The sequence below is a fragment of the Bacillus sp. MUM 116 genome (assembly GCF_001866655.1).
Classification (GTDB): Bacteria; Bacillota; Bacilli; order Bacillales; family Cytobacillaceae; genus Neobacillus.
Genome location: NZ_MLYR01000101.1, coordinates 1 through 24,576 on the forward strand (window position 1 = coordinate 1; position 24,576 = coordinate 24,576).

A 24,576-nucleotide genomic window follows, 5' to 3' on the forward strand; every position below is an offset into this window, starting at 1 on the left:
AATATATAATTATCATTACATGGACTATTTAAAATAATCGAGGTAGTTAGATATGGAAGAAAGTAAAAAAGTATTAGAGAGTTATATCCCTTTAGCAAAATCTACTGCAAAAATGTTTGGGCCAAACTGTGAAATCGTTATTCATGATTTGACGAACCCTCAAAGCTCTGTCATGTTTACAGTAAATAACCATGTAACCGGAAGAAAAATCGGTCAATCCTTTGATCACCTAGTGAAAACAGTATTACGATCAGAAGATTTTAAAGAAGATTATTTAGCAGGTTATACATTTGTTACAGAAGACAAGCGTACCATTCGGTCTTCGACTTCATTAATACGCGATTCCAAGCATAAGGTTATTGGAGCTTTCTGTATAAATTTTGATGTTGAAGCACTAAATCAAATGCAGCAATTTATGAACACCTTCCTACCAACACAAGTTGCGATTCAAGAGAATGAAGAAAAATCAGATGCTGCGATTGAAAATGTTGAAGAAATCGTTGATCAATTGATTCAACAAATCATTCAAAACAGTGTCCATCCATTCATGAAACGCCATGAAAAAATTGAATTAATTCGATTTATGGATGAAAAAGGAATTTTCTTAATGAAAGGGTCTGTTGAGAAAGTCGCAGCTTTATTAGGCATCTCTAAAGTAACTGTTTATAGTTATTTGGATGAAATAAAAAATAAATCAAATTAAGGAGAATTCTATGAAAAGCATTTTTGAAGTTGGTAATTTAAAATCAAATGGACATTATGCGTTAGCAACAGTTCATCATGACACAGTCTATGTATCAGGCCAATTTTCCATTGATCCCATCACACGTGAAAAGAAATTTGGCACCATTGAAGAGGAAACATTACAAGGACTTAAAAATGTGGAAATGATTTTAGAAGAAGCAGGAAGTAAAAAAGAGCAAATCTTACGCATGACCCTATATATTCAAAATGTGGAATTATGGGACAAAGTAGATGCTGTCTATAAAGAATTCTTCGGTGAGCATAAACCGGCACGTACTGTGGTACCAACAAATGAATTACATTTTGGTTTCAAAATTGAAATGGAGGCAATTGCCTATATTTAAGGATATTTTTTTACCCTTTATGTATAAAAATTTATATTTTATATAAAAAAATATTCGAAAGGATTGATAAAGGATGAATCAATTTATTTGTAATCGTTGTGGGAAAAAGCATGATATTACACCAACTTTATGGAAATGTGAATGTGGCGGCGTTTTAGATATCGTAAAAGATACACCCAAAATTAGTGTCGCCGCTTGGAATCACTATCCAAACTCGTTATGGCGATATTTTGAAACTATGCCATTCGCCAAAAATACGAAGACGTGGGAATCGATTACAATGGGTGAAGGCCAATCTCCTCTAATTGTTTTAGATCCTCTAGAGCCAAATACGTATGTAAAAGTTGACTATATGATGCCTACCTTATCTTTTAAAGATCGAGGAGCCGCTGTTTTAATGACGAAAGCGAAAGAGTTACGCGTATCAAAAGTGATTGCGGATAGCAGTGGGAATGCAGGAACGGCGATTGCAGCCTATGCAGCACGTTGTAACATTGCATGCGAAATTTATTTAAGTGATGAAACCTCACCGAAAAAGATTGCTCAAATCAGGGCACATGGTGCAACGATTAAAGAGATTCATGGTACACGAGAGGACATTGCTATTGCGGCACAAAAGGCTGTTGACGAAGAAAAAGTTTTTTACGCCAGTCATGTGTATAATCCTTACTTCTATGAAGGAACGAAAACATATGCCTATGAAATTTATGAGCAATTAAAAGGTGTGCCAGATTCTTTAATCATCCCCGTTGGTAACGGTACACTTTTACTTGGTGCTTACTATGGTTTCAAAGAATTATTTGAAAATAGATTAATCGAAAAAATGCCGAAATTAATTGCCATCCAAGCAGCGAACTGTGCACCACTCGTGAATGCTTACGAAATTGGGGATGCAATAGCAGAACCTGTTACGAATATAGGGACTTTAGCAGAAGGCATTGCCATTGCCGCACCAGCACGATCAAAACAAATTTTAGAAGCTGTACGTGAAACAAATGGTCTCTTTATTGACATTAAAGAAGAGGAAATTCTGAGTGCACGGGCCATGCTTGCAAATAAAGGTTTCTATGTTGAAGTAACAACAGCGGCAAACTATGCGGGTTACTTAAAATATAAGAAGGAACCGGAGGAAAAAATAATCATCCCTTTTTGCGGTGCAGGAATTAAATCAAAATAACGGCGATAAAAAGCTAGTGGTAGTTCTTCAATCGAACTTCAATCGAACTACCACTAGCTTTTTATAACAGATCAACATCGTTGTTTAACAGAGCCTACAAAAAGTAAACGTACTGCCAGTTAATAAACTGAATAGCGCAATGATTATAGCGATACGAATAGCCATTCTGATTCTTCTGCCTCTTACTCTAGTAATTATAATGATACTGTCACTGCCAACATATTCTAGTGTCCCTGTAAAGGTTCCATTATTCGTGATTACTTCTACTTCTTACCCAACCAATTGAGATGCAAAACGGTTAAATTCTTTATTGCTCATCTAAGTGAACACCTTCTTATAATCTATTTTTGGGGGTTGAAAGGACGAAATCCAGCATTTATAAAGAAAATTGTCCTTCCAGATGGCCTGCAAGGACAAAATCTAGCGAAAATATAGAAAACTGTCTTTCCAGCCGGCCTGCAAGGATGAAATCCGCTAAAAATAAGGATACATTCGAAATAATAATCCCATTATAAAAATAAAAAATCCCAGAAGATATCTTCTGAGATTTTTTCCTAAACGAATCACTTATTCAAATAATGGACTTACCGCTTTCTCGTTATGGATCCGGTCAATCGCGTCTACCATCAATGTGGCCACCGATAACACCGTCATGTTTTTGATTTGCTTTTCTTCCGGAATTTCGATCGTGTTGGTCACCACTATTTCTTGAATCGGTGAGGACTCTATTCTTTCTTTAGCAGAATTAGATAGTATCGCATGTGTACAACAAGCATAAATGGATTTTGCCCCATTCTCCGCTAAAGCTTTCGCCGCAGAAGCGAATGTGTCACCAGTGTCCAAGTAGTCATCAATCATGATGACCGTTTTCCCTTCGATATTTCCGATAATGTTAATGACTTCGGAGCAATCGGATTCCGGATTTCTTCGGTCAATCATGGCAATCGGTGCATCAAACCAACCGGCCATTTTTCTTGCTCTGACTACTCCACCATTATGTGGTGCAACAATCACAAGATCGTCCAATTTCTTTTTTAAAAAATACTCTGAAAGAATAGGAATACCAATTAGATGGTCCACAGGTATATCAAAAAAGCCCTGAACTTGAGGTGAATGGAAGTCCATTGTCAAAAGTCTCGTTGCCCCCGCTGCTTCCAACAGATTGGCAATTAGTTTTGCCGTAATTGGCTCCCGTGATCGGAACTTTCGATCCTGGCGGGCATAACTGTAATAGGGCATGACTACATTGATCGTATCAGCAGAAGCTCGTTTTAACGCATCGACCATAATGAGCAGTTCCATTATATGCTCATGATTCGGCATTGAAGTGGATTGAACGATAAAGACATCACTTCCGCGAACGCTTTCTTCGATATGAATTTGAATTTCACCATCACTAAACCGAGTAACGGAACACTTTCCTAATTCACAACCTAAAAGGCTTGCCATTTCTTCCGCCAGTTCTCGATTTGAATTTAATGTAAACATTTTGAAATTTTGTTTCAGTTTATACGTCACCATTGATCCCCCATACTTTGCTTTTATCATTGCTGTCCATTATCTTATTTTACATGAAGAACGACCATTCTTGCACAATTTTTTCACTAATTAAACAAAGTATGTACACCCAAAATTGCCGCTTACTGTCATTCTGTTAATTTAATCAAACATTCACCGAGGGTTTGATTGTCCCATACCAATGAAAGATGGTCCCCGTCAAGTACTTGTCCAACGCCTTCTGGTGTACCGGTAAAGATGATGTCCCCTTCACCTAATCCGAAGTTCTTGAAAGTGAAATCCAAGATGGTTTGCAAATCGAAAATCATATTTTTGATATTTCCATTCTGAACCTTCGTCCCATTTTTAATCAGCGTGAAATCAGTACTTTTTAATTTTTCAATCCCGGGAAAATGGATGAACTCACTTATTACAGCTGAATTGGGGAACCCTTTTGCAAGCAGCCATGGATGGCCCTTTTTCTTTAATTCACTCTGAACATCTCGTAATGTAAAATCGATGCCAATCGCCATACTCTCGACCGCTTCATCCACTTTCATACCGGTTTCATACTGTTTCCCAATTCTGACGACAAGCTCCGTTTCAAAATGGACTGATCCCCGATGGCCAGGAAGATGAATTTCCTGTCCGTTTGCTTCGACAAGTGCATGTGTAGGCTTTGAAAAAAGAAATGGCGACTTAGGTACTTCATTATTTAATTCTTTTGCATGTGCTGCGTAATTTCGCCCAACGCAATAAATATTTTTGATCTCCTTCATCTTTAATCCCTCCTTAATTCAATACTAGTTCTCTTGATTTTATTCATCAACTATTTATCATCCATTATTTTTTGAAATTAAGTAGAAAAAATAGGTAAATCCCCTGATAATGTGTTATACTTTCTATACCATTTGAATTACCGTTTTAACTTCCCTGCTCATTCGTGAGTGGGGTTTTTATTTTAATGATTTAACGTTAGTTGGGAAGCATTTTTTTCCTGGAGCACTTATCTAAAATAACCATTAGCAGGTTAATTGGTATAAATACCCCTGTTTATTCCTTATGTAAAAAAAAAACAGACTCTAGAGATAGAGTCTGTCATTTATTCTGCTATTAAGCTTTACGAACGTTAGCAGCTTGTGGTCCACGTTGACCTTTTTCTACGTCGAAAGTTACAGATTGACCTTCTTCAAGAGTCTTGAAACCTTCGCCTTGGATCGCTGAGAAATGAACGAATACATCTTCTCCACCTTCGCGTTCGATGAATCCGAAACCTTTTTCTGAGTTAAACCATTTTACTTTACCATTTTCCATTTTTGTTGCCTCCTAGTGTGTTTTACACACAATGTTACTATCCTTGCTCTCAGTGATCATCAAGACGAAAGTTCATTATCCTTTACACCGAACAAAAATAATTCTTTGCTATCATACCATCAATTGCAAAAGATTACAAGGCTATTAAAAAATATCACTCGGCAGAGATAGATACGAATTTACTTATGTTTATTAATTAAGATGGCCATTCATAATAAGGAATGCGCATTGATTTTTACATTAAATTCACCACTTTATATGAACAAAAGCAGGAAAAATCTTTTATTTGAAGAAATGGTTAGAATTACTATGTTTTAGGAGGTTTTAGTTTTGGATCAAGCAATTACTACATATCTACTGAAAAACAGAGGCCAGCATTTAACAGAATTAAAGGAATTCTTGGGGATTCCGAGTATCAGCTCACTCCCGGAGCATAAAGAAGATGTTCAAAAGGCTGCCGGGTGGGTTGCACAATCCCTTCAAGCCATTGGGATGGAAAATGTGAAAGTATACGATACTAAACGCCACCCCGTTGTATATGGGGAATGGCTAAAAGCGGAAGGTAAACCAACTGTTCTGATTTATGGCCACTATGATGTCCAGCCCGTTGATCCTCTTAACCTATGGGACAGCCCGCCTTTCGAAGCCGAGATTCGCGACGAGAAAATATATGCTCGTGGAGCAACCGATGACAAAGGCCAAGTGTTTATGCATCTTAAAGCGTTACAAGCGATTCTTCAAACCACTGGAACGCTTCCAATCAATGTAAAATTCTTGATTGAGGGAGAAGAAGAAGTGGGCAGCCCTAATCTTCCCCTTTTTGTAAAGGAAAACAAGGAGTTATTGTCATCAGATGTGGTGGTCATTTCTGATACCAGTATGATTGAACGTGGAAAGCCGGCCATTTGCTATGGTTTGAGAGGCTTATGCGGCCTGCAAATCGATGTAAAGGGGCCCAAAAGCGACCTTCATTCAGGATTATATGGCGGCATGGTTCAAAACCCGATTCATGCGCTGGTTGAGATTGTGAATTCCTTCCATAATGAAAAGGGTCAAATCACTGTTGAAGGATTTTACGATCAAGTTGCTGAGTTAACGGCCGCTGAAAAAGCAGCCTATGAATCTCTTGGGATTACAGACAAGTCCTTTATCAATCAATTAGGTGTTCCTGAACTGTTTGGGGAAGAAGGCTATACATCACTAGAAAGAACTTGGGTACGTCCCACGCTCGAAGTGAATGGGATTTATGGCGGGTTCCAAGGGGAAGGGATTAAAACCGTTATTCCTTCTGAAGCGCATGCCAAAATCACCTGCCGACTTGTTCCAGATCAAGATCCGGATGTCATTGTCGAGCTATTGCAAAAGCATATTCAATCCCATACGCCGCCTGGGGTATCTGTAAAGGTTACCCCATTCGATAAAGGCCCATCATTTGTTACACCATTTGATCACCCTGCTATTCAAGCCGCTGGAAGAGCGTATGAAAAGGTGTATAATGTTCCAACTTCCTTTACGCGAATGGGCGGCTCGATTCCGATTGTGGCGGTATTTGATCAAATTTTAAACAAGCCGGTTGTGTTAATGGGATTTGGCCTTCCAGATGAAAATTTCCATGCTCCGAATGAACATTTCAACCTTGAGAATTTTGATAAGGGGATGGAAACAATTTGTTATTACTGGTATGAGCTTGAACAATCCTTATAAAGTGAAACTTCAATCAGTGGGGGTTTTTTTCATCCCCCACTGATTGTTAGTCCCGTTCTACTGTCTCTAATATCAAGGCTGACGCCTTGATAAAGAGACAGTACGAACCCGATTGGTTCAACTAAGCCCCTGCTGACGCAGTGGCAAGTTTCACTGTATCTCACCAATCGGGCTTTTACGGGCAGTTGGACCCCCACCTATGCTTCCTGTTTTCACTAAGCCTTGAAGTGGGGGTCTTACTGCCCGTTAATGCGGGATAAAATGGATATGGGCTTGCTCCAATTTTGGAGAAAGCCCTTTTTATCGTAATAAATCAAAAATAGGAAAAGATAAATGTGATATTAGTTTTATGAAACATCCTTAAGTCAATTATTAAGTTGTAAGGAGCAAGAAAACGATGCACCGTTTATCTCGAAAATTTGAATTCCTTTTTCCTTATTTCATTTCCATTTTACTAATCATAGATGTTTACAATATTTTTTTTCATTTAGGTAATCTCCCAATATATAGTTGGGACGAGGCAAGGCACGGGGTTAGTGCCTATGAAATGTTAAAACAAGGAAACTTTTTTGTGAATACCTACCAATACAAAAACGATTATTGGAATTTAAAACCGCCGCTTAGTTTTTGGGCTGTGATGGCTGGTTATAAAATAGCCGGCTTTAATGCCCTTGGTCTAAGACTTTTATCAGGAATTAGTTCTCTGCTTACTATCATCATGATAGCTGCCTTCGTTAAAAAAAGGTATGGGAAGTTGGCTGCAATCCTATCGACACTGATATTGTCAACGAGTAAACAATATATACTGAATCACTGTGCAAGAACTGGGGATGCCGATGCTCTTTTTGTCCTATTATTTACTGCAAGCATTCTGTCCTTATTACTTTCGGATCGAAATATAAACTGGCTTTATTGTTCGGGAATTACATTTGCGCTTGCTTTCCTTACAAAAAGCTGGCATGCAGGCAATATTGCCATCATCATCGGTTTGTTTTTAATGATTACAGGAAGATATAAAACCCTAACGAAATATAATTGGTTAATACTTTTCTCGTGCATGATCATCCCGATCCTAGCATGGGCGTCGGTACGTTACCAATATGATGGGTTTGAATTTTTCAGACAAATGGTGGTATATGACTTACTTCAAAGGTCTTCTGCACCAATTGAAGGGCATATTGGCGGGAAAAATTACTATGCTCTCGTTATGTATAAGTATTTCGGGATTTGGCTGACTATTCTTTTTGGATTGGCCTTACTATATACTTCAAATAACTTATCGACTCTGGAAAAAAAATCAGAGAATCGATTCTACAAAATTGGGATAGGTCTGTGGGTCCTTATACCTCTCCTGTTCTTTTCTTTTGCTAAAACAAAAATAAGATGGTATATTCTGCCCGTTTACCCACCGCTGTCTATTATCATCGGTGTTCTTGCAAGTAAAATACTGATGATGCATGGAAAATCTCTAACAAAAGCGATTCTTTTACTCTCTATTTTCTTTGCTTCAAGTACTTACTATGGGCAAATTTATACTATCTTACATAGACAGAGTCCGAAATTACAGCTGAGTTTACTCCAAAAGGTACAAGAAAATAAGGAGTTGAAAGGATACTCCATCTTTTTGCATCGTACATCGAACCAACAGTCATGGCAGCAAAATGAAGTTCTGACGGCAGAGTTATATGGAGATTTACATGTAGAAAACGGGAACTTTAATGACTTTTTAAATAAGGAAAAAGCACTGCTGTTAATACAAAAAGGACAAGAGTCTATACAACTGATCGAAACCAATCACTTACAGATTCTCTTCTCAAATACATGGGGGTACATTGTTAAAAAATAAAAATGGAGGACCCTATTGTTCCATTGGTCCTCCATCCATTATCATTCCAGCCAGATGATAACACATCCTAATGATGCCATTGCTGTACAAAGTGTAAGAACTTCCACTTGATTGAAAGAGCGAAAGATCGCTAACGTTCTTTTTCCAATCTTAAGGGCAGCATTCTTTAACTTACCTTTGTATTTTTTATATAGATAAATCACTGCTAAAATACATACTGCAACCACAATTCCAATAAGTAAGTATTTCTTTATTAAAGTATGAAATAGCTCCCATTGAGGACCTAAGATCTTTCCTATAGTAATGAAGACTGCTACCCAGAGGAATGCTCCGGTATAGGCAAATCCTGCATAGGTGCGAAAAGGAAGCTTAGTAATCCCAGAAAAGTAACCAGTGATATGTCGAACACCTGGTATAAAGTAAGCTAAAATCAGAAGTTTATTCCCGTACTTATTAAACCAGCTTGAAATATTTTCAATCCGGTCTTTCCCCATATGGAACCGGTGACCATATTTGTCGAAAAAAGGGGTCCCTAACTTATAACCAACCCAATAAGAAATTGTCATTCCAATACATGCACCAACACCGGCTACTACTATACTTAACCACCAGTTAAGATGCCCTTGATACACGAGAAATCCGCTGTAACACATGAGCAATTCACCTGGCAGGGGCACGGCAATCAATTCCAACAATAGGGCAACAAATAAGACAATATATCCGAATTGATCGATGTAAGTTGTAATATGACCCATGTTTTTTCCCCCTCACTTTTATTTGTCTAGGAATCTATCTGAAGACATTCTGTCAAAATTTATTAGGTATAATTTCATATTCCTTATTTTAACCTGATATATTTACTGTATCATAATTTTGGCACTGCCCCCGCTTTTTAACGAATTATTAATCAAGTTTTAAGGATGTTCATTTTATTAGAAAATCCTCATTTTTCTCTAATCATGAACTTGGAATCTTCTTAAAAGTGAATTAAATGAGGGATCAACAGTGACTCTTCAATTTATTGCAATACCAGTTTTTAGATGAATAGTTGATTGAAAAACAAAATGACGTGTGGCCAATCACACGTCATTTTTGTTTGCCTTTTATTTAAATTAAGTATGCACCTAATGCTACCATTGCTTTCTTTAATGCTTGTTCATACGCTTTATCTTTTCCAATAATGGTCCGGAAATCAGCCATGTCGCGTACGGTTGAACGACCTTCGATTTCATAACCATTTTCAAAGATTAATAGACAAATCGTTGATTTATCACTCATGCGATGAAATTTCTTTTCAACAATCATTTCCTCTAATTTTTTCCGGCGTTCATCCTTAATTCCGCCCGTTCTAGAATAAGGAATAACTATATGATCATAGATATGATTGTTTTTACAAGTGACAAAAAGCAGGTCTTCCCCTTTATGTTCAACATTATTAATTTCTCCACATTTTGGACAAATGCTTTCGATTAACATCGTGATTCACTCCCTTTGGTTATTTACTTAAATGACTATTTGCTTACCCATTTCCAAATAGGTTTTTTTCCAACAAAAGTTCGGAAAAGCGGGAGTTGCAATATGAATTTTCCTTAGTTTATTACGGAATATAAACACAGTCAAATTAAATTTTCTCTAATTTTTCTGAAAAAGGCGAGAGGCTTGGCCGATGGTACGAATTTTCAGCAAAACTCCCGAGCCCTGTACTGTCAATAAACCCCCCAACTAAAAAAAGACCACCGTTTTCGATGATCTTTAAACTCTTTTTGCTCCGATATATTTAGGATGCCAGTATGGGTTGCTTGTGTTTGTAATCATAACTCCCTTTGAGGAAGAAGCCATAATCATTTTTCCGCGCCCGATATAAATCGCAACATGTGTTGGTCTGCTTGCTTTTGATGGTGCGAAGAACATTAAATCGCCTGTCTTTAAAGAACTTACATGATACCCGTTTCCATAATAAATTGTAGAAGCTGTACGATTTAGGGTTCTTCCCGCTTTTCCATAAGAATATTTTACAAGACCGGAACAATCAAAACCATATGGTGACATTCCACCCCATTGATAAGGGACTCCCATATGATTCTTTGCTACTTGAATTGCTTTTGTATGATAATCATAAGATGCTGCTTCCGCTTTATCACCCATGTTGGCAAACAAAGTGCCGCAAGATGCTAAAATAACTAATGCCATAATAAATTTCTTAAGCATATTGGTTACCTCCTGGTGTGATTTGATAGGTTAAATATACTAGAAAGGTATGACAGGGGCATCACAGCAAAATTACAGTTTTGTAACAAAGTTATTTTGATATAACTTCCAAATACCTGAACTATTCGTTTTCCTAATGATCGTACTAACGCTTTAGCACATAGGCATCTATTCACGTGAATACAATGTAATAGTCCTTTTTCAAAGGGAGCGATAAGATGCCTGAAAACATACCGGCTTTAAGCTCTGAACAAATGATTAGCATGATTAAGAATGGGCTTCAAAAATCCCAAGTTCCCAAGAAGATTACCATTGTTGGAGCAGGGATCGCAGGTCTTGTTGCCGCTTCGTTATTAAAGGAGGCTGGACACAACGTTACGATTTTGGAGGCAAACAATATTGTTGGAGGCCGGATCTATACCATTCGTCCTCCCTTTAGCAATGGGCTTTATTTAAATGCTGGGCCCATGCGTATTCCCGACAATCATTTGTTGACCTTAGCATATATTCAAAAATTGGGATTATCATTAAACCCTTTTATTAACCGAACTACGACGGATATTCTTTATATAAATGGGATAAAAACACGTCTCAATCTATATGAACAAAATCCAGAAATTTTTAACTTTCCTGTACAACCAAACGAAAGAGGTAAAAGTGCCGAAGAGCTCTTTAATTTAGCTGTTGAACCCATAATCAATTTTATTAATAAAAACCCAAAGAAAAATTGGCGTTTAATTGAAAACGAATTTAAAAACTATTCGCTTGGTTCATTTTTAAATTCTTACCATTATCAATATGGAACCACTTTTTCAGAAGGTGCAATTGATATGATTGATGTGCTTCTCGACTATGAAGCTTACATGGGGATGTCATTTCTTGAAGTTATGCGCGAAGCATCGCAATTCAGAACAAATCGTTTCTTTGAGATAACCGGTGGGATGGATTTGCTTCCTAAAGCATTTTTGCCGCAATTAAAAGATGATATTAGGTACTATCAAAGGATGACGAAAATTATCCAGGATAACAATCGTGTAACCATTCATTTCAGGGATGAACGGACCTCCAACACTTCGACCATCACGAGTGATCTTGCCATCATCACCATCCCCTTTTCGGTATTGCGATTTGTAAAAATCGAACCATTTCATTCTTTTTCTTACTATAAACGGAGAGCGATTCGTGAAATCAACTATATGGCGGCTACCAAAGTCGGAATTGAGTTTAAAAGCAGGTTTTGGGAGAAGTACGGTCAATACGGCGGTAAATCAATAACGGATTTACCAATTCGGTTTACATATTATCCAAGTCAAGGGATTGGGACAAATGGACCTGCTGTTGTTTTGGCAAGTTATACGTGGGCGGATGAAGCGATGACATGGAATGGTTTAACTGACGAAGATCGTATTTTCTATTCCTTAAAGAACTTGGCTGAAATTTTCGGTGACCAAGTTTATTCTGAGTTTGTATCAGGCACTTCATTTAGTTGGGTTAATAATCCGTATGCTACCGGTGCTGTAGTGGCTTTTGACCCAGGTCAGGAAAATGAACTGTTTCCTTATATCAAGTTGCCTGAAGGAAGAGTTCACTTTGCAGGTGAGCATACAACTCTTACCCACGGTTGGATGCAAGGAGCGATTGAATCAGGAATCCGGGTTGCCAATGAAGTGAATCATTTACCAAAATATTAAAGACTTACAGAAATTCTTTTTTCAACAAGGCTCTTTTCGTAAACTTTGTTGCTTTTGGACCTTAATAAGGGTCAAATACTTAAGTTTCTAGGCAATTTTCGCAAATGTTCATACGAAAAGATGCTACGAAGCATTTAGTTATACGGGTTGATGAACTTATACGAAAAACAACAATCTATGCGAAAATAGCCTTCAACAAAAAGGGGATCTGCAGCTGCTGTCTCCCCTCTTCCTGTTAACCCAAGATATATTCTACCTATGAGGTAGGTTCGAATGGATCATGATACAACCGCAACTTCTTATTGGCTATTTCCTTTAAGCCGCTGCGGATCATGCCAAAAACCACAATCCATGATAAAATCATCAGAATGATTTGTCCGAACGGAAACATACCTGATAATGGTGTATCCCATAAAGCATGCATCAAAACAACCAGAATAAAGATTCGCATAAATTTTGGATTAAACAGCCTGTTCAGCTCAAATTTCTTGTTCCCTTGTACGATGCAAAAGGCGGCTCCTGTTAGCGCACCCCAAGCGACATGTCCGCCGGGAGCTAACAAACTACGCCACAGCATCGTAAAATAAAGATTGTGGAAACTTCCGGAAAGAAGGGCCCTTAAGGCATAACCAGCTGTTTCAAAGGCTGCAAAACCTGCTCCTACGGCAGCACCCACTAGCAATCCGTTTAGTATATACCGATATTTGATGTTTCGGACAAAATAGAGAACCGTTATCACTTTCGACAGTTCTTCAACGATGCCAATCGTAATCGGGTTGATGTTATGTTTTAAAATATCATAAAACACCAGCGCCACGAGCATTGAGAGGATTCCGCCAATCAATACGACATAAATGATTTTATAAAAAGCAATATTCTGGGGAGCATTCATTTCCCAAAAGAAGATCAACGTCGTAACTGGAACAGTAAAGGCACCAACAAGAATTAGCCCCGGGATAAAGTTAATATTTTTGAACAAGCCTACACCTAAAAATAGTCCTAAAAATGCAATCAATGCAACAAGAAATATTCTCGCAAAAAGCCAAGGTTTTGGCCAGGTTTCCTTCACTTCTTCGATTTTAGGTGTAGTAAGCGCAGTCCCCACGATGAAAAGCCGTTCAGCCTCAAGTTCACTATGCTTTCGGAACACCCGCGAGAAAATATTTTGAAATTTAGGCTCAACCGAACGTTCATGCCTCGGAACCATATCGACAAAATGGGCAAACTCATAAAACAGGCTGTTTTCATCTTGATGTGTAGTGTCCTTACTAAAAAATTTTTTCCCACAATTTAAACAGAACTTTACCTCTTCCGGATTTTCATGAACACATTCCGGGCATTTCATGAAATATTCCTCCCTTCTAGGTACGAATCATCCTATATTAATGAATATCTTTTTTCTTAAAGCGGCCACCGTGAACTGCAGTTACATCCGTAGCAATAATAAATGCATGCGGGTCAAATTCTCTAATAATATCTTTCATCTTTGTTTCCTCCAGTCTTGTAAAGACAGATAAAATCACACGCTTGTCTTCACCGCTGTAAGAACCCTCTCCATGTAAATAAGTAACTCCACGGCCTAATCGCTCTGTTATAGCATCCGCAATTTCAGTCGTATTATCACTAATGATATACACAGATTTCATATCTTCTAACCCTTTTACAACAACGTCAATGGTTTTAAAGGCAATATAATAGGTAAGCATTGAAAACAAGGCATTTTCTAACCCGAATACAAAGGCAGCAATTGAAAAAATAATCACATTAACAAACATGATAATTTCACCGACAGAAAATGGCACCCTCTTCTCAACTAATATCGCTAATGTTTCTGTACCATCTAACACTCCACCATTTCGAATGGTTAAGCCTACTCCCAATCCCAATATTAACCCCCCGAAAACGACTGCGAGCAGCTCGTTAGTAACAATCGGTTTTACATGATGCATAAAAGAAGTCGCTATAGAAAGAGCAATAATCCCATAGAGCATACTCATTGCAAAGGTTTTACCGATTTGCCTATAACCTAAAAAGAAGAAGGGTAAGTTTAAAATGACTAAAAAGATACTGAGGTTGATGGATGTCACATGACTTAAAATCATGGATAAACCGGTTACTCCTCCGTCAATCATATTGTTTGGAACTAAAACAGACTCCAGTCCGTAAGCCATGATGATGGCACCTATTGTAATAAATATAGTTCTTTTGACAATATGTCTTCCTGTTAATTTTTTATGATTTGATTTCTTTTTTTCTTCAGGCGCGCTCATCCCATTCCTCCTTGACGCATTCATTACTATTTAGGATTCTTCATTGTACCTGTTATCATTACGATGAAAATATTTTTATTATAGCCATTTAAACCAAATAAATTGCTTCATTTCAGCACATAATATAATTACTTCAGGATTCCCCTAAAATCTTGATTGTTGTTGATTCATCCTTCTATATGGAAGGATGAATTTTTTTACATTAAATTGAAACAAGCCGCCAAGTTTGGCAGCTTGTTTTTCTACTTTTATTTCACTATTTAGCACTGAATGTTTTTAATTCAGCAAGAGTGCCAGGTACTTTGAGGGCTCCGGATTTTATTTTATCTGTCCAATCTTTTACAGCTTTTTCAATTGCCGCTTTGTTAGCAGCATTGACATTGATTGGTGCTAAACTTACTGCATCTTCTTTTAACCCATATAGAATACTCTTTCCTCCCGGGAACTTCCCGTCTTTCGTTTTCTGACATGTATCTTTTACTGCTACATCCACACGCTTAATGGCAGAGGTAAGAACCACATCCGGACCCATATCGCTTTGATCACGGTCCACCCCGATTGCCCAAATTTGACGGTTTGGATCTTTTTTCTTTAAGTCTGTTGCTTCTTTAAATAAACCATTTCCTGTACCTCCAGCTGCGTGGAAGATAATATCCGCACCAGAGGAGTACATTTTCGATGCGATTGCTTGACCAGCTTCTGGTTTGTCAAATGCACCAGCATATTGAACATCAACCTTTACCGCAGGTTTTGCTGCTTTTACCCCGGCAAGAAACCCAGCTTGGAAACGTTCAATGACCGCATTTTCCATCCCACCAATGAAACCGATATGATTTGTCTTCGTTGTAAGTGCTGCTGCAACCCCTGCAAGGAAAGCTGCTTCCTGTTCTTTAAAAAGAATACTTACAACGTTTGATTCTTTCACTTCAGAGTCAATAATGGCAAATTTCGTATCCTTTTGTTGTTTCGAAACTTGATCTACAGCATTTTGCATTAAGAACCCGATCCCAAATACTAAATTAAAGCCTTGCCGGGCGAGTGTCGTTAAGTTTGTTACATAATCAGCATCAGATGTGGATTGAAGGTAATCATATCCGCCTTTACCTTTATTCATATTGTTTTCTTTCCCAAAGGCTTGTAGCCCTTCCCAAGAAGATTGGTTAAAGGATTTGTCATCTACTCCGCCTATGTCAGTTACCATTCCTGCTGAGAATCCATTCTTTTTGTTTCCACCAGCTGTGTTTTTATTGCCCTTTCCGCATGCACCAAGTAGTGTGCCAACTGCAAGTACAAGGACTATTGCCATTACCATTTTTTGCTTTATCACGTATTGTCACCCCTAAGAAGTTGATGAATAATCTTTAATCAATAGTTTGCCGAAAAAAGATATGTTCATTCCAGGATTGTGGCTTTTTATGGGGAGTTGTTGGTAAGACAAAATCATTCTGGAATGTTAGTTAAGTGTCCTTCCACTGGTGCTGGATGGACAAAATCTCTCAAAAAACTGAAAAATTGTCCTTCCACATGCGCTGGAGAGACAAAATTTCTCAAAAATCTGGTAGACTGTCCTTCCACGACGGTTGAAAAGACAAATTCCATCAAAACCCTTTAAGGATGAAATTTTTAAAGAAAATTTCCCTTTAATAATTCCTTTTAAAGAAAAGAGCCAACCGATTATGTTCGATTCGCTCTTTTACCTTTTATTTACTTGTTTAGAATTCGTTTATACCATTGGGCAGCAGCCTCTACTTTGAGATTTTATTTGGATTTCCTCCTCCGGAATCTCGAATTCGAGGTATCTTTTAAAAATTATACAAATTCGACCGCTGAATCGTATATTAACCAATGATTTGTGCAGCGTGTTTAAATTGGAAGGATCGGATTTTCCTTGGAATAAAACGCCGGATTTCATCTTCATTAAAACCCACTTGCAATCTTTTTTCATCGATGATGATTGGTTTTCGCAATATTCCTGGATTCTCCTTGATTAACTGGTACAATTCTTGAAGTGAAAGAGAATCGATATTAACATTTAGTTTTTGGTAAGATTTCGAATTTATTGAAATGATTTCATCTGTTCCATCCTCCGTTAGACGAAGAATATTTTTAATCTCTTCGGTTGAAAGGGTTTTCGCTGAAATATTTCTTTCAGAATATGGAATATTATGGTATTCCAGCCAGGATTTTGCCTTACGACAAGAAGCACAGCTCGGACTTAAAAATAGCGTTACCATCTTTAAAAACACACTCCATTAATTTAATTTACTCACCATTTCCTTGAATTAAAATACTTGTTAAAAATTCAGGAATTTATTTTGTCAGATCAATTTATCTTTAATTCGAGATAATGATATAACTTAATTAATTTATTGTCAATATATTTTTGGTCTTGCTTCAGAAAATCAAAAAAACGGCTAAAATGGCCGTTTTTCATTTATTCATTCATCATTTTGTTAAACATAACAGAAGTTGCTACCATTGCTAAAACAAACAATCCAAGAATAGCGTATAGACCCCATTCCATTTTTTCCACCTCCGCACTCATTGCTTTACATATTCAAAACTATCACAATTATATCATTCTATTAAACTAAAAACTATGTATAAAATTGGACAAATCCTTTCTTAAATTCCTTAAATAATAAATTTTTCTCGGTAGGAAAAACGCAAAAATAATGTGCCGACCTGCATTCAATGTATTCAATTCGAAATCAAAATGTAAATATTCTGTCACTGTAATAGAGTTGAAGTAAGGAACTTGAAAGTATACACTTTACTTACAATTTGAGGAGTGATAATGGTGAAAACAGTATCCGTGGAAAAACTAACATTCAAGAAAAATTTAACCATGATCGAGCAATTTGCAATCAAAGATTTTCTATTAAAATGGGTTGGTCGACCAGTAGAAGAATTAGATCATTTTCTCGAACTTGAGTACAATGAAAATGTTTTTGCAAAGATGGAAGCAATACAGGAGACAGCTTTACTCATTAATGGGAATGAACAATTCAGATACGCCACAATAACAGAGGATAATCAGATCGTAATAGGTGTGTTAGATTCGAATAAAGAGTTACAGCATAGTATTATTTCTTTAGATGAGGTTTTAAGGTAAGCATTTATAAGGTGCTTTCCTCTAAACTATTAGAAAAGGAGTCATTCAACATGACCACTTCCAAGAAAAATTTAAGGACTTGCACCAATGGCCACAAATACTATAAAAGCAGCGACTGTCCGACCTGCCCGATTTGTGAGCAAGAAAGTAAACCTGAGACCGGATTTCTTTCACTACTTTCCGCGCCAGCTAGACGAGCATTGGAGCATAATGGGATCACTTCACTGCAACAGCTATCAAAATTTAGTGAAAAAGAGATTTTGCAATTTCATGGTATGGGACCCGCTTCTTTACCTAAACTTAGGACTGTATTAGAGACAAATGGGTTATCATTCAAAACAGAATAGAAGTACGCTTGGCTGATTGATATATCTTTTTACTATTCCTAAATCTCTTAAAAGTGAATTCAACTAAAATAATGATAGAACAGCAACCATTTTTGTATATTTTACATAGAAAAAAGAATATTTTTCTATATCCTGTAAATCGACATCGTTTTCACGTTTCACCTATTATATTTTAAATATAGAAAAAAATATAAAGAGGTGGATTACGATGAGTTTACAAAGATTAATGAAAATTAGCTTACCTTTATTCATGATTTTTACATTGTTACTACTGCCCTCCCCCACTTCACAGGCATATGCGAAAACAAAGGTGGCAAAACAAAGTAAAATCATTAAAACAACCACCTATATCACTTCGTTTAAAAAGGTGCATGGTAAATGGGTAGGAAAATTTGATTATATTCAATGGTATTTTGGAAAGGCGGCAGACAGAGAATTTTTAAAGGATTGTAAATGTAAAAATGATATGGACCATGCGCCGGATGGATACTGGATCCGTAATGTGAATCCCAAGATTCGTACCTTCACGATTTCAAAAAACGCTCAATTCGTGTTACAAACACGGAATGATTACCAAGTAAAATGGAATGAAAAAGTAACCAAAACCCAATTTATTACGTTTTTGAAACAACGAAACAAGGACCACCAAGTTCCTTTTCATATTGAAATTAAAAATGGGGTAGTAACGAAAATTACCGAACAGTATATCCCTTGATGATCCGTAAGAAAAAAAGAGTTAAAAAAACAATAATTGTACAACCTATAAATAAATCATATAAATTGAGAAAAATGCAACTAGGTGGTTTTTATATTTGGAATTTCCTTTATCTTTTTAGATAAATAAAAATGGGGCATTTTTCATCAAGACCTAAATAATAAATATCCTTAAAGTATTGAAGGACACTTATTAAACATGAAAATAAGTGTCCTTCTTTTATTCATTCAAAGCGCACAATTGCAGAAGATAAAGATTATTATTATGTTTTACAGTGGTTTGAAATATTATTTTCGTGCTTACAAATGGACACAAGCATTTTCAACTTCTCATACCATTTAATTCTAGCAGCATGTTCCTTGTTGAAATAAGAAAACTGGAAATAATAAAAAAGCTGTTCAAACCACGTATCGATGGGAGGCTTACTTTGCACGAGATGGCGTTTATTAAACAATTTATAAAGCATCCAAGAACAGTCGGCGCTGTCCTCCCCAGTTCAAAACAGCTAGCTAAACAAATGATTGCACCGATCCAATTTGCTCATGCTAAAAGTATCGTCGAATATGGGCCAGGAACTGGGATTTTTACGGAACAACTGATTGATAATAAAGAGGATGACACTGTATTGTTAGTAATTGAATCAAACGCGGAGTTTTATGAGCCACTGATGGAGAAATATGGCGGAATTCCAAATGTTCACCTTATCCATGGCTCCGCTGAAAATATAGACCGTTATATCCAAGAATATAAAGTTCCAAACGTGAATTACTTTGTTTCAGGTTTGCCTTTTACCAGTTTGCCTATCAGTGTTTCAAAAAATATCTTAAGGAAAACGAAGGCTATTTTGGGTAATAATGGCGAGTTCATTACCTTCCAATATAGCCAGCTGAAAAAAGAATTCTTTGAATCCTATTTTAGTCATATAGAGGTAATAAAGGTCCATTGGAATATCCCTCCTGCTTATGTATTTATTTGTAAGCCCTAACCGGCAAAAATGAACCGCACCGCATAATTGCGGTGTTTTTTATTTATAGAAAAGAAAGAAAATTTCTACTTTGAGAATTGTCCAGCTCCAGCGCCTAGCCCCTCGAGGTTGCTTCGGACCTGACAATGAAGTCAAAAAACGACTTCACCGTCAGGTCCTCCAGCACTTGTCGGGGCTGACCAAGGCGCTTGCGCTTTTCTAATTGGCTACTTTTACAAAGAAATTTCCACATTTTTAATGCCTGAAGTATGAATTCACCTCTTCTTTTAGCTTGATAATAAATCAATAAATCAGGTTTTCTAAAGTGAGGTAAAACAATAGTGAACGAAAATAATCAAGCAAACTGGTTTGTCCGTTACCTGTATTATTTATTCATCCTGCTTTTGCTATTTTTAATGTATGGATTTAGTGACGTCAATGCAGGAGCCTATATATACACTGAATTTTAATGTTGGAGGTGTTTTTCTAAATGAGGATGCTATTTAAAATAAAGGATTTTGCTTTTACGCACCCGGAAGCTGATGCTTTTATTTCACTAGATCATCAATTGACCTATGGAGAACTCTGGCAAAAATCAGACCAAGTGGCCAAGTTTATTTTAAACCAAAACATTTCAACATGGTCACCTATTATGGTTTACGGTCATATGGAACCAGAAATGCTTGTTTCTTTTTTGGGAAGTGTAAAATCCGGACATGCCTATATACCCATTGATCTTTCGATTCCTTTGGAACGAATCGAGAGAATCAGCAAAGCTTCTCAGGCTGAAATTATCGTCAATGTTTCCGGAAAACCATTAGAAATCCAAAATTCAGCGATTCAAATGATTACGATGGATAAAATCCAAGCATTTCCTACTGATTCTGATGAAATTGACCCTTCCAATTGGGTATCTGAAGATGAAAATTTTTATATTATCTATACCTCCGGTAGTACTGGTAATCCAAAAGGAGTTCAAATTTCGGCCAATAATCTCCAAAGCTTTGTCGATTGGATGGCAGAAGATTTTCCGATTCAAGGAGGACTGCGCTTTATCAATCAAGCGCCCTTTTCCTTTGATCTTTCCGTAATGGATCTTTATCCTTGCCTGGCAACGGGCGGAAGTCTCTTTGCTATCACAAAGGAAATGATTGCGAAACCGAAAATGTTATTTGAAGCCCTAAAAAAATCAAACACGCAGGTTTGGACTTCCACCCCTTCGTTTGTACAAATGTGTTTAATGGATCCATCCTTTAATCAAGAATTGCTTCCGGAAGTCATGGTATTTTTATTCTGTGGAGAGATTTTGCCATTCCAAGTTGCCCGTCAGCTTCTTGAACGGTTTCCAAAAGCAAAAGTTTATAACACATATGGTCCAACAGAAACGACAGTTGCCATCACTTTTGTGGAAATTACAAAGGAAATCGTCAACCAGTATTCTCCCCTTCCAGTTGGAAGAGCAAAAAAAGATACAAAATTACTGTTACTGAATGAGAACGGACAAGAGGTCCCGGAAGGAGAAAAGGGGGAAATCATTGTCGTCGGCCCTAGTGTTAGCAAAGGATATTTAGGCCAACCGGAACTAACGGAAAAGTCATTTTACACCATCAACGGTGAACAGGCCTATCGTACTGGTGATGAAGGAGAAATGGTAAAGGATCTCCTTTTCTATAAAGGCAGGATCGATTTTCAAATAAAATTACATGGATACAGAATGGAGCTGGAAGAGATTGAACAGCATATTGCCAATTCACAATATGTCAAAACAGCAGTGGTCATCCCGGTTTACAAAGGGGAAAAAATTGAATATTTAACTGCAGCCATTGTCCCTGCCGAACATGAATTTGACAAGGAATATCAGCTTACTGGTGCGATAAAAAAAGAACTTGGTCATAAACTTCCGGCATATATGGTTCCAAAAAAGTTTGAGTATTATCATGAGCTTCCAATGACACCCAATGGAAAAGTCGACCGAAAACGAATTAAAGAAAAGGTATTGCTATGACACCATATGGTACATTTTTGTTCTTTTTTATCACAGCCATCCTTTTAGCACCTACTGTAATCCTTGGTTTAAATGGAAAACGCTCCAAGACCTATAATGTTCTAGTTACACTTATTTTTTTGGCGCTTATCTTTTCAGCAAATGTAAGGGAAACTTATGCGCTAATCTTTTTTACCTTTTGGCAGGTTATCTTAATAAAAGGATATATTGCCTATCGAAAAAAGGCAAACAGCGGGTTCATCTTTTGCTTAGCGGTCATTCTTTCGATTCTTCCGCTATTGCTATCTAAACTATCGCCCTATTTATTCATCCAAAATTTATGGGGATTTCTCGGGATATCGTATCTTACATTCAAAGGTGTCCAAATGATCATGGAAACCAGGGATGGTTTAATTAAAAATCAGGTCCCAATTATTCGGCTGCTTTATTTCATCCTTTTCTTTCCAACCATTTCATCTGGACCGATTGACAGATACCGCCGCTTTGATAAGGATTTAAACGAGGATCTGCCAAGGGATGAATATAAACTTTTCCTTTACAAAGGGATGAATAGCATCTTTCTTGGCTTTCTTTACAAGTTTATCATTGGTTATTTGATTCATCATTATATTATGGCCAAACTTGGGTATTATGGCCACGGCGCTTTCCAACATCATCTTTTTTATATGTATGCCTATAGCCTATATTTGTTTTTTGATTTTGCAGGTTACAGTGCGTTTGCCATTGGAGTCAGCTATATTATGGGTGTAAAAACTCCAGAAAACTTTAACCAGCCATTTATAAGCCGAAATATGAAGGATTTCTGGAATCGCTGGCATATGACTCTTTCTTTTTGGTTTAGGGATTATGTGTTTATGCGATTTGTGTTTTGGATGACGAAGAAAAAATGGATAAAAAACCGGCATATTATTTCCAATTTAGGCTATATTTTGTTATTTTTATTAATGGGCTTCTGGCATGGATTAGAGATTCAATATATTCTTTACGGAATTTACCATGCACTATTAATGGTTTTGTATAATTCGTTTGAGCAATTTAATAAGAAACATCACTGGTGGCCGCAAAATAAATTTACTCATATTGTGTCTGTCATTATCACGTTCCATTTTGTATGCTTTGGATTTTATATTTTTTCAGGACATTTTATTCATAAAGGAGTATGATTCATATGGAATTTAATGAACAAGTTATTGCATTAGTGGCAGAAATTTGCCAAGACGATGTTGTAAAGGAAGACCCAGATATCGACTTATTTGAATCCGGGCTGCTTGATTCCTTTGGGACAGTAGAATTGCTTGTCCAAATTGAAGAACGATTTGGCCTTACAGTACCCATTACGGAATTCGATCGTGAAACATGGAATACCCCAAATAAAATTGCGAAGCAGCTGGCTGAATTTAAATGAAAAAAGCTTTATTTTCACCCATGATCTTTGCCTTTCTTACCTTGTTTATTCTGATTATTATTCCGAATAGCTGGGTAGAACGCTTTATTCCAAAACAAAGGGTAAGTCAAGCTGCCACTGCGTTAAATCCATTAATGTTTCAAGGTAAATATATTCAATCGAAAATGCTTCAGGATGATCGATATTTGCCAATGTATGGATCTTCCGAATTGGCCAGGCTGGATCGATTTCATCCATCCAATTATTTTAAGGAAAATTATGACGGGTTTACTCCTTTTCTTGTTGGACGCGGTGGTTCGATATCCTTGATTCATTTTCTCAACTTTGCCGAGCATACTGACGAGCTTAAAGGGAAAAAACTTGTATTTGTCTTATCCCCCCAATGGTTTCAACCTCAGGGGGCTGATCTGTCACACTTTGTTCCAAACTATTCAATACTTCAGGGATATGATCTTGCTTTTAACAATAAAATTGACCCTAAGGTGAAAAAAATTGCGATAGAACGATTGTTAAAGTTTAAACCAATACAAGATGATCGAATGCTTTCAACTATTTACAGGGGGGAAATTTCTAATAATCCTATGGATAAGGATAAAGCAGCATTTGTTCGTCCATTTGCAAAGGCATATAGACTGATGTTGACGAAAAAAGATTTATATTACTCGATAGCAGGCGGTCCTAAGAGTAAACGGGATATTAGTCCAGAGGTTCGAAATAAATCCTGGGAGGAATTAAAAAATGAAGCAGACCAAATGGGTAAACAGCAGGCGACGAATAATTCATTTTATGTGATTAATGCTAAGTACAATACAATCAAAAAAAAGGTGCAATTATTAAAGGACTCTAAAAGAGGTGCATCGTACGGAAAATCTGTTGAATATCTTGATTTTCAGCTTGTACTTGACGTCTTAAAACAATCAGGAGCAAAACCATTATTTATTTCAGTTCCCGTCAATGGGAGATGGTATGATTATACCGGTTTTCCAAAGGAAGGCCGTACTTCTTATTATAAACGAATTAAAAATCAAATTGAGTCACAGGGTTATCCGATCGCTGATTTTTCCAACCACGAATACGATCCATATTTTATGAAGGATACCATTCACATCGGTTGGAAAGGCTGGGTTTATGTGGACAAAGCAATTAAGGATTTTTACGAAAAAAACTAAACTATAAATTAATATAGGCTATTTTCGCATAGATTGTTGTTTTTCGTATAAGTTCTTCAAC

25 protein-coding genes are annotated in these 24,576 nt (G+C 37.0%); 15 read left to right on the plus strand and 10 right to left on the minus strand.

Features of this window, described 5'->3' with window-relative positions:
- Positions 1–52 precede the first annotated feature (52 nt).
- The 3 genes from BIV60_RS22580 (at position 53) to BIV60_RS22590 (ending at position 2,265) form a co-directional block, all read left to right on the plus strand.
- Positions 53–703, plus strand: coding sequence for a helix-turn-helix transcriptional regulator (locus BIV60_RS22580; RefSeq protein WP_071357976.1), 651 nt, complete (start codon positions 53–55; stop codon positions 701–703).
- 10 nt (positions 704–713) lie between these two features.
- Entirely contained in the window at positions 714–1,088 is a 375-nt protein-coding gene (locus BIV60_RS22585; protein WP_071357977.1) for a RidA family protein, read from the plus strand.
- 73 nt (positions 1,089–1,161) lie between these two features.
- Complete coding sequence (locus tag BIV60_RS22590) at positions 1,162–2,265, plus strand: threonine synthase (RefSeq protein WP_071357978.1); 1,104 nt, start codon at positions 1,162–1,164, stop codon at positions 2,263–2,265.
- 567 nt (positions 2,266–2,832) lie between these two features.
- On the opposite strand, the gene BIV60_RS22595 is transcribed toward BIV60_RS22590, so the two are convergent.
- The 3 genes from BIV60_RS22595 to BIV60_RS22605 all read right to left on the minus strand — a co-directional run bounded on the left by BIV60_RS22595 (position 2,833) and on the right by BIV60_RS22605 (position 5,076).
- Positions 2,833–3,786 (minus strand): ribose-phosphate diphosphokinase, encoded by a 954-nt coding sequence (locus BIV60_RS22595; protein ID WP_071357979.1) that lies wholly within the window; start codon positions 3,784–3,786, stop codon positions 2,833–2,835.
- A gap of 125 nt (positions 3,787–3,911) precedes the next feature.
- Positions 3,912–4,541 (minus strand): fumarylacetoacetate hydrolase family protein, encoded by a 630-nt coding sequence (locus tag BIV60_RS22600; RefSeq protein WP_071357980.1) that lies wholly within the window; start codon positions 4,539–4,541, stop codon positions 3,912–3,914.
- A gap of 334 nt (positions 4,542–4,875) precedes the next feature.
- Positions 4,876–5,076 (minus strand): cold-shock protein, encoded by a 201-nt coding sequence (locus BIV60_RS22605; RefSeq protein ID WP_071357981.1) that lies wholly within the window; start codon positions 5,074–5,076, stop codon positions 4,876–4,878.
- 330 nt (positions 5,077–5,406) lie between these two features.
- Between BIV60_RS22605 and BIV60_RS22610 the strand changes: the two genes are divergently transcribed.
- Together BIV60_RS22610 and BIV60_RS22615 are read left to right on the plus strand one after the other, a co-directional pair.
- A complete protein-coding gene (locus BIV60_RS22610) occupies positions 5,407–6,780 on the plus strand; it encodes a dipeptidase (RefSeq protein WP_071357982.1) in 1,374 nt (457 codons plus the stop codon).
- A gap of 397 nt (positions 6,781–7,177) precedes the next feature.
- Positions 7,178–8,626 (plus strand): ArnT family glycosyltransferase, encoded by a 1,449-nt coding sequence (locus BIV60_RS22615; protein WP_071357983.1) that lies wholly within the window; start codon positions 7,178–7,180, stop codon positions 8,624–8,626.
- 41 nt (positions 8,627–8,667) lie between these two features.
- On the opposite strand, the gene BIV60_RS22620 is transcribed toward BIV60_RS22615, so the two are convergent.
- The 3 genes from BIV60_RS22620 to BIV60_RS22630 all read right to left on the minus strand — a co-directional run bounded on the left by BIV60_RS22620 (position 8,668) and on the right by BIV60_RS22630 (position 10,834).
- Positions 8,668–9,381, minus strand: a complete 714-nt coding sequence (locus tag BIV60_RS22620) for a DedA family protein (RefSeq protein ID WP_071357984.1) — start codon at positions 9,379–9,381, stop codon at positions 8,668–8,670.
- A gap of 352 nt (positions 9,382–9,733) precedes the next feature.
- Positions 9,734–10,102, minus strand: coding sequence for a Gp49 family protein (locus BIV60_RS22625; RefSeq protein ID WP_071357985.1), 369 nt, complete (start codon positions 10,100–10,102; stop codon positions 9,734–9,736).
- A gap of 276 nt (positions 10,103–10,378) precedes the next feature.
- A complete protein-coding gene (locus BIV60_RS22630; RefSeq protein WP_071357986.1) occupies positions 10,379–10,834 on the minus strand; it encodes a C40 family peptidase in 456 nt (151 codons plus the stop codon).
- A 218-nt stretch (positions 10,835–11,052) separates the two neighbouring features.
- On the opposite strand from BIV60_RS22630, the gene BIV60_RS22635 reads away from it, so the two are divergent.
- Positions 11,053–12,525 carry a flavin monoamine oxidase family protein gene (locus BIV60_RS22635; RefSeq protein ID WP_071357987.1) on the plus strand — a complete coding sequence of 491 codons (1,473 nt, stop codon included), beginning with the start codon at positions 11,053–11,055 and terminating at the stop codon, positions 12,523–12,525.
- Between the two features lie 256 nt (positions 12,526–12,781).
- Here BIV60_RS22635 and BIV60_RS22640 read toward each other — a convergent pair whose 3' ends face one another.
- From BIV60_RS22640 to spxA, 4 genes are all read right to left on the minus strand, one after another.
- Entirely contained in the window at positions 12,782–13,870 is a 1,089-nt protein-coding gene (locus BIV60_RS22640; RefSeq protein WP_071357988.1) for a PrsW family glutamic-type intramembrane protease, read from the minus strand.
- Between the two features lie 37 nt (positions 13,871–13,907).
- The gene (locus BIV60_RS22645; protein WP_177177378.1) at positions 13,908–14,795 is read right to left on the minus strand and encodes a YitT family protein; all 888 of its coding nucleotides are present in this window, start codon (positions 14,793–14,795) and stop codon (positions 13,908–13,910) included.
- Positions 14,796–15,051: 256 nt separating this feature from the next.
- Entirely contained in the window at positions 15,052–16,122 is a 1,071-nt protein-coding gene (locus BIV60_RS22650) for a BMP family lipoprotein (RefSeq protein WP_071357990.1), read from the minus strand.
- 511 nt (positions 16,123–16,633) lie between these two features.
- Positions 16,634–17,029, minus strand: a complete 396-nt coding sequence (spxA, locus tag BIV60_RS22655) for a transcriptional regulator SpxA (RefSeq protein WP_071357991.1) — start codon at positions 17,027–17,029, stop codon at positions 16,634–16,636.
- 566 nt (positions 17,030–17,595) lie between these two features.
- Between spxA and BIV60_RS22660 the strand changes: the two genes are divergently transcribed.
- The 9 genes from BIV60_RS22660 (at position 17,596) to dltD (ending at position 24,515) form a co-directional block, all read left to right on the plus strand.
- Positions 17,596–17,910 (plus strand): hypothetical protein, encoded by a 315-nt coding sequence (locus BIV60_RS22660; RefSeq protein ID WP_071357992.1) that lies wholly within the window; start codon positions 17,596–17,598, stop codon positions 17,908–17,910.
- 50 nt (positions 17,911–17,960) lie between these two features.
- On the plus strand, positions 17,961–18,257 hold the full coding sequence (locus tag BIV60_RS22665; protein ID WP_071357993.1) for an RNA polymerase alpha subunit C-terminal domain-containing protein: 297 nt from the start codon (positions 17,961–17,963) through the stop codon (positions 18,255–18,257).
- A 208-nt stretch (positions 18,258–18,465) separates the two neighbouring features.
- A complete protein-coding gene (locus BIV60_RS22670; RefSeq protein WP_071357994.1) occupies positions 18,466–18,972 on the plus strand; it encodes a hypothetical protein in 507 nt (168 codons plus the stop codon).
- Between the two features lie 427 nt (positions 18,973–19,399).
- Positions 19,400–19,957: a class I SAM-dependent methyltransferase gene (locus tag BIV60_RS22675; RefSeq protein ID WP_083402404.1), complete on the plus strand. Its 558-nt coding sequence runs from the start codon at positions 19,400–19,402 to the stop codon at positions 19,955–19,957.
- A gap of 320 nt (positions 19,958–20,277) precedes the next feature.
- The gene (dltX, locus tag BIV60_RS28735) at positions 20,278–20,406 is read left to right on the plus strand and encodes a teichoic acid D-Ala incorporation-associated protein DltX (RefSeq protein ID WP_083402405.1); all 129 of its coding nucleotides are present in this window, start codon (positions 20,278–20,280) and stop codon (positions 20,404–20,406) included.
- Positions 20,407–20,426: 20 nt separating this feature from the next.
- On the plus strand, positions 20,427–21,941 hold the full coding sequence (gene dltA, locus BIV60_RS22680) for a D-alanine--poly(phosphoribitol) ligase subunit DltA (RefSeq protein ID WP_071357995.1): 1,515 nt from the start codon (positions 20,427–20,429) through the stop codon (positions 21,939–21,941).
- The gene (gene dltB / locus BIV60_RS22685; protein ID WP_071357996.1) at positions 21,938–23,104 is read left to right on the plus strand and encodes a D-alanyl-lipoteichoic acid biosynthesis protein DltB; all 1,167 of its coding nucleotides are present in this window, start codon (positions 21,938–21,940) and stop codon (positions 23,102–23,104) included. Before dltA ends, dltB begins: the two co-directional genes overlap by 4 nt.
- Before the next feature lie 5 nt (positions 23,105–23,109).
- Positions 23,110–23,346, plus strand: coding sequence for a D-alanine--poly(phosphoribitol) ligase subunit DltC (gene dltC, locus BIV60_RS22690; RefSeq protein WP_071357997.1), 237 nt, complete (start codon positions 23,110–23,112; stop codon positions 23,344–23,346).
- Entirely contained in the window at positions 23,343–24,515 is a 1,173-nt protein-coding gene (gene dltD, locus BIV60_RS22695; protein WP_071357998.1) for a D-alanyl-lipoteichoic acid biosynthesis protein DltD, read from the plus strand. The genes dltC and dltD overlap by 4 nt, the downstream gene beginning before the upstream one ends.
- Positions 24,516–24,576: the final 61 nt, after the last annotated feature.

Coding starts and splice junctions, on each gene's coding strand:
- dltA (WP_071357995.1), top strand. CDS start 20,427: ATGAGGATGCTATTTAAAATAAAGGATTTTGCTTTTACGCACCCGGAA.
- BIV60_RS22620 (WP_071357984.1), bottom strand. CDS start 9,381: ATGGGTCATATTACAACTTACATCGATCAATTCGGATATATTGTCTTA.
- BIV60_RS22635 (WP_071357987.1), top strand. CDS start 11,053: ATGCCTGAAAACATACCGGCTTTAAGCTCTGAACAAATGATTAGCATG.
- BIV60_RS22630 (WP_071357986.1), bottom strand. CDS start 10,834: ATGCTTAAGAAATTTATTATGGCATTAGTTATTTTAGCATCTTGCGGC.
- BIV60_RS22595 (WP_071357979.1), bottom strand. CDS start 3,786: ATGGTGACGTATAAACTGAAACAAAATTTCAAAATGTTTACATTAAAT.
- BIV60_RS22605 (WP_071357981.1), bottom strand. CDS start 5,076: ATGGAAAATGGTAAAGTAAAATGGTTTAACTCAGAAAAAGGTTTCGGA.
- dltD (WP_071357998.1), top strand. CDS start 23,343: ATGAAAAAAGCTTTATTTTCACCCATGATCTTTGCCTTTCTTACCTTG.
- BIV60_RS22645 (WP_177177378.1), bottom strand. CDS start 14,795: ATGAGCGCGCCTGAAGAAAAAAAGAAATCAAATCATAAAAAATTAACA.
- BIV60_RS22585 (WP_071357977.1), top strand. CDS start 714: ATGAAAAGCATTTTTGAAGTTGGTAATTTAAAATCAAATGGACATTAT.
- spxA (WP_071357991.1), bottom strand. CDS start 17,029: ATGGTAACGCTATTTTTAAGTCCGAGCTGTGCTTCTTGTCGTAAGGCA.
- BIV60_RS22670 (WP_071357994.1), top strand. CDS start 18,466: ATGAGTTTACAAAGATTAATGAAAATTAGCTTACCTTTATTCATGATT.
- BIV60_RS22590 (WP_071357978.1), top strand. CDS start 1,162: ATGAATCAATTTATTTGTAATCGTTGTGGGAAAAAGCATGATATTACA.
- BIV60_RS22580 (WP_071357976.1), top strand. CDS start 53: ATGGAAGAAAGTAAAAAAGTATTAGAGAGTTATATCCCTTTAGCAAAA.
- BIV60_RS22640 (WP_071357988.1), bottom strand. CDS start 13,870: ATGAAATGCCCGGAATGTGTTCATGAAAATCCGGAAGAGGTAAAGTTC.
- dltB (WP_071357996.1), top strand. CDS start 21,938: ATGACACCATATGGTACATTTTTGTTCTTTTTTATCACAGCCATCCTT.
- BIV60_RS22615 (WP_071357983.1), top strand. CDS start 7,178: ATGCACCGTTTATCTCGAAAATTTGAATTCCTTTTTCCTTATTTCATT.
- dltC (WP_071357997.1), top strand. CDS start 23,110: ATGGAATTTAATGAACAAGTTATTGCATTAGTGGCAGAAATTTGCCAA.
- BIV60_RS22625 (WP_071357985.1), bottom strand. CDS start 10,102: ATGTTAATCGAAAGCATTTGTCCAAAATGTGGAGAAATTAATAATGTT.
- BIV60_RS22665 (WP_071357993.1), top strand. CDS start 17,961: ATGACCACTTCCAAGAAAAATTTAAGGACTTGCACCAATGGCCACAAA.
- BIV60_RS22600 (WP_071357980.1), bottom strand. CDS start 4,541: ATGAAGGAGATCAAAAATATTTATTGCGTTGGGCGAAATTACGCAGCA.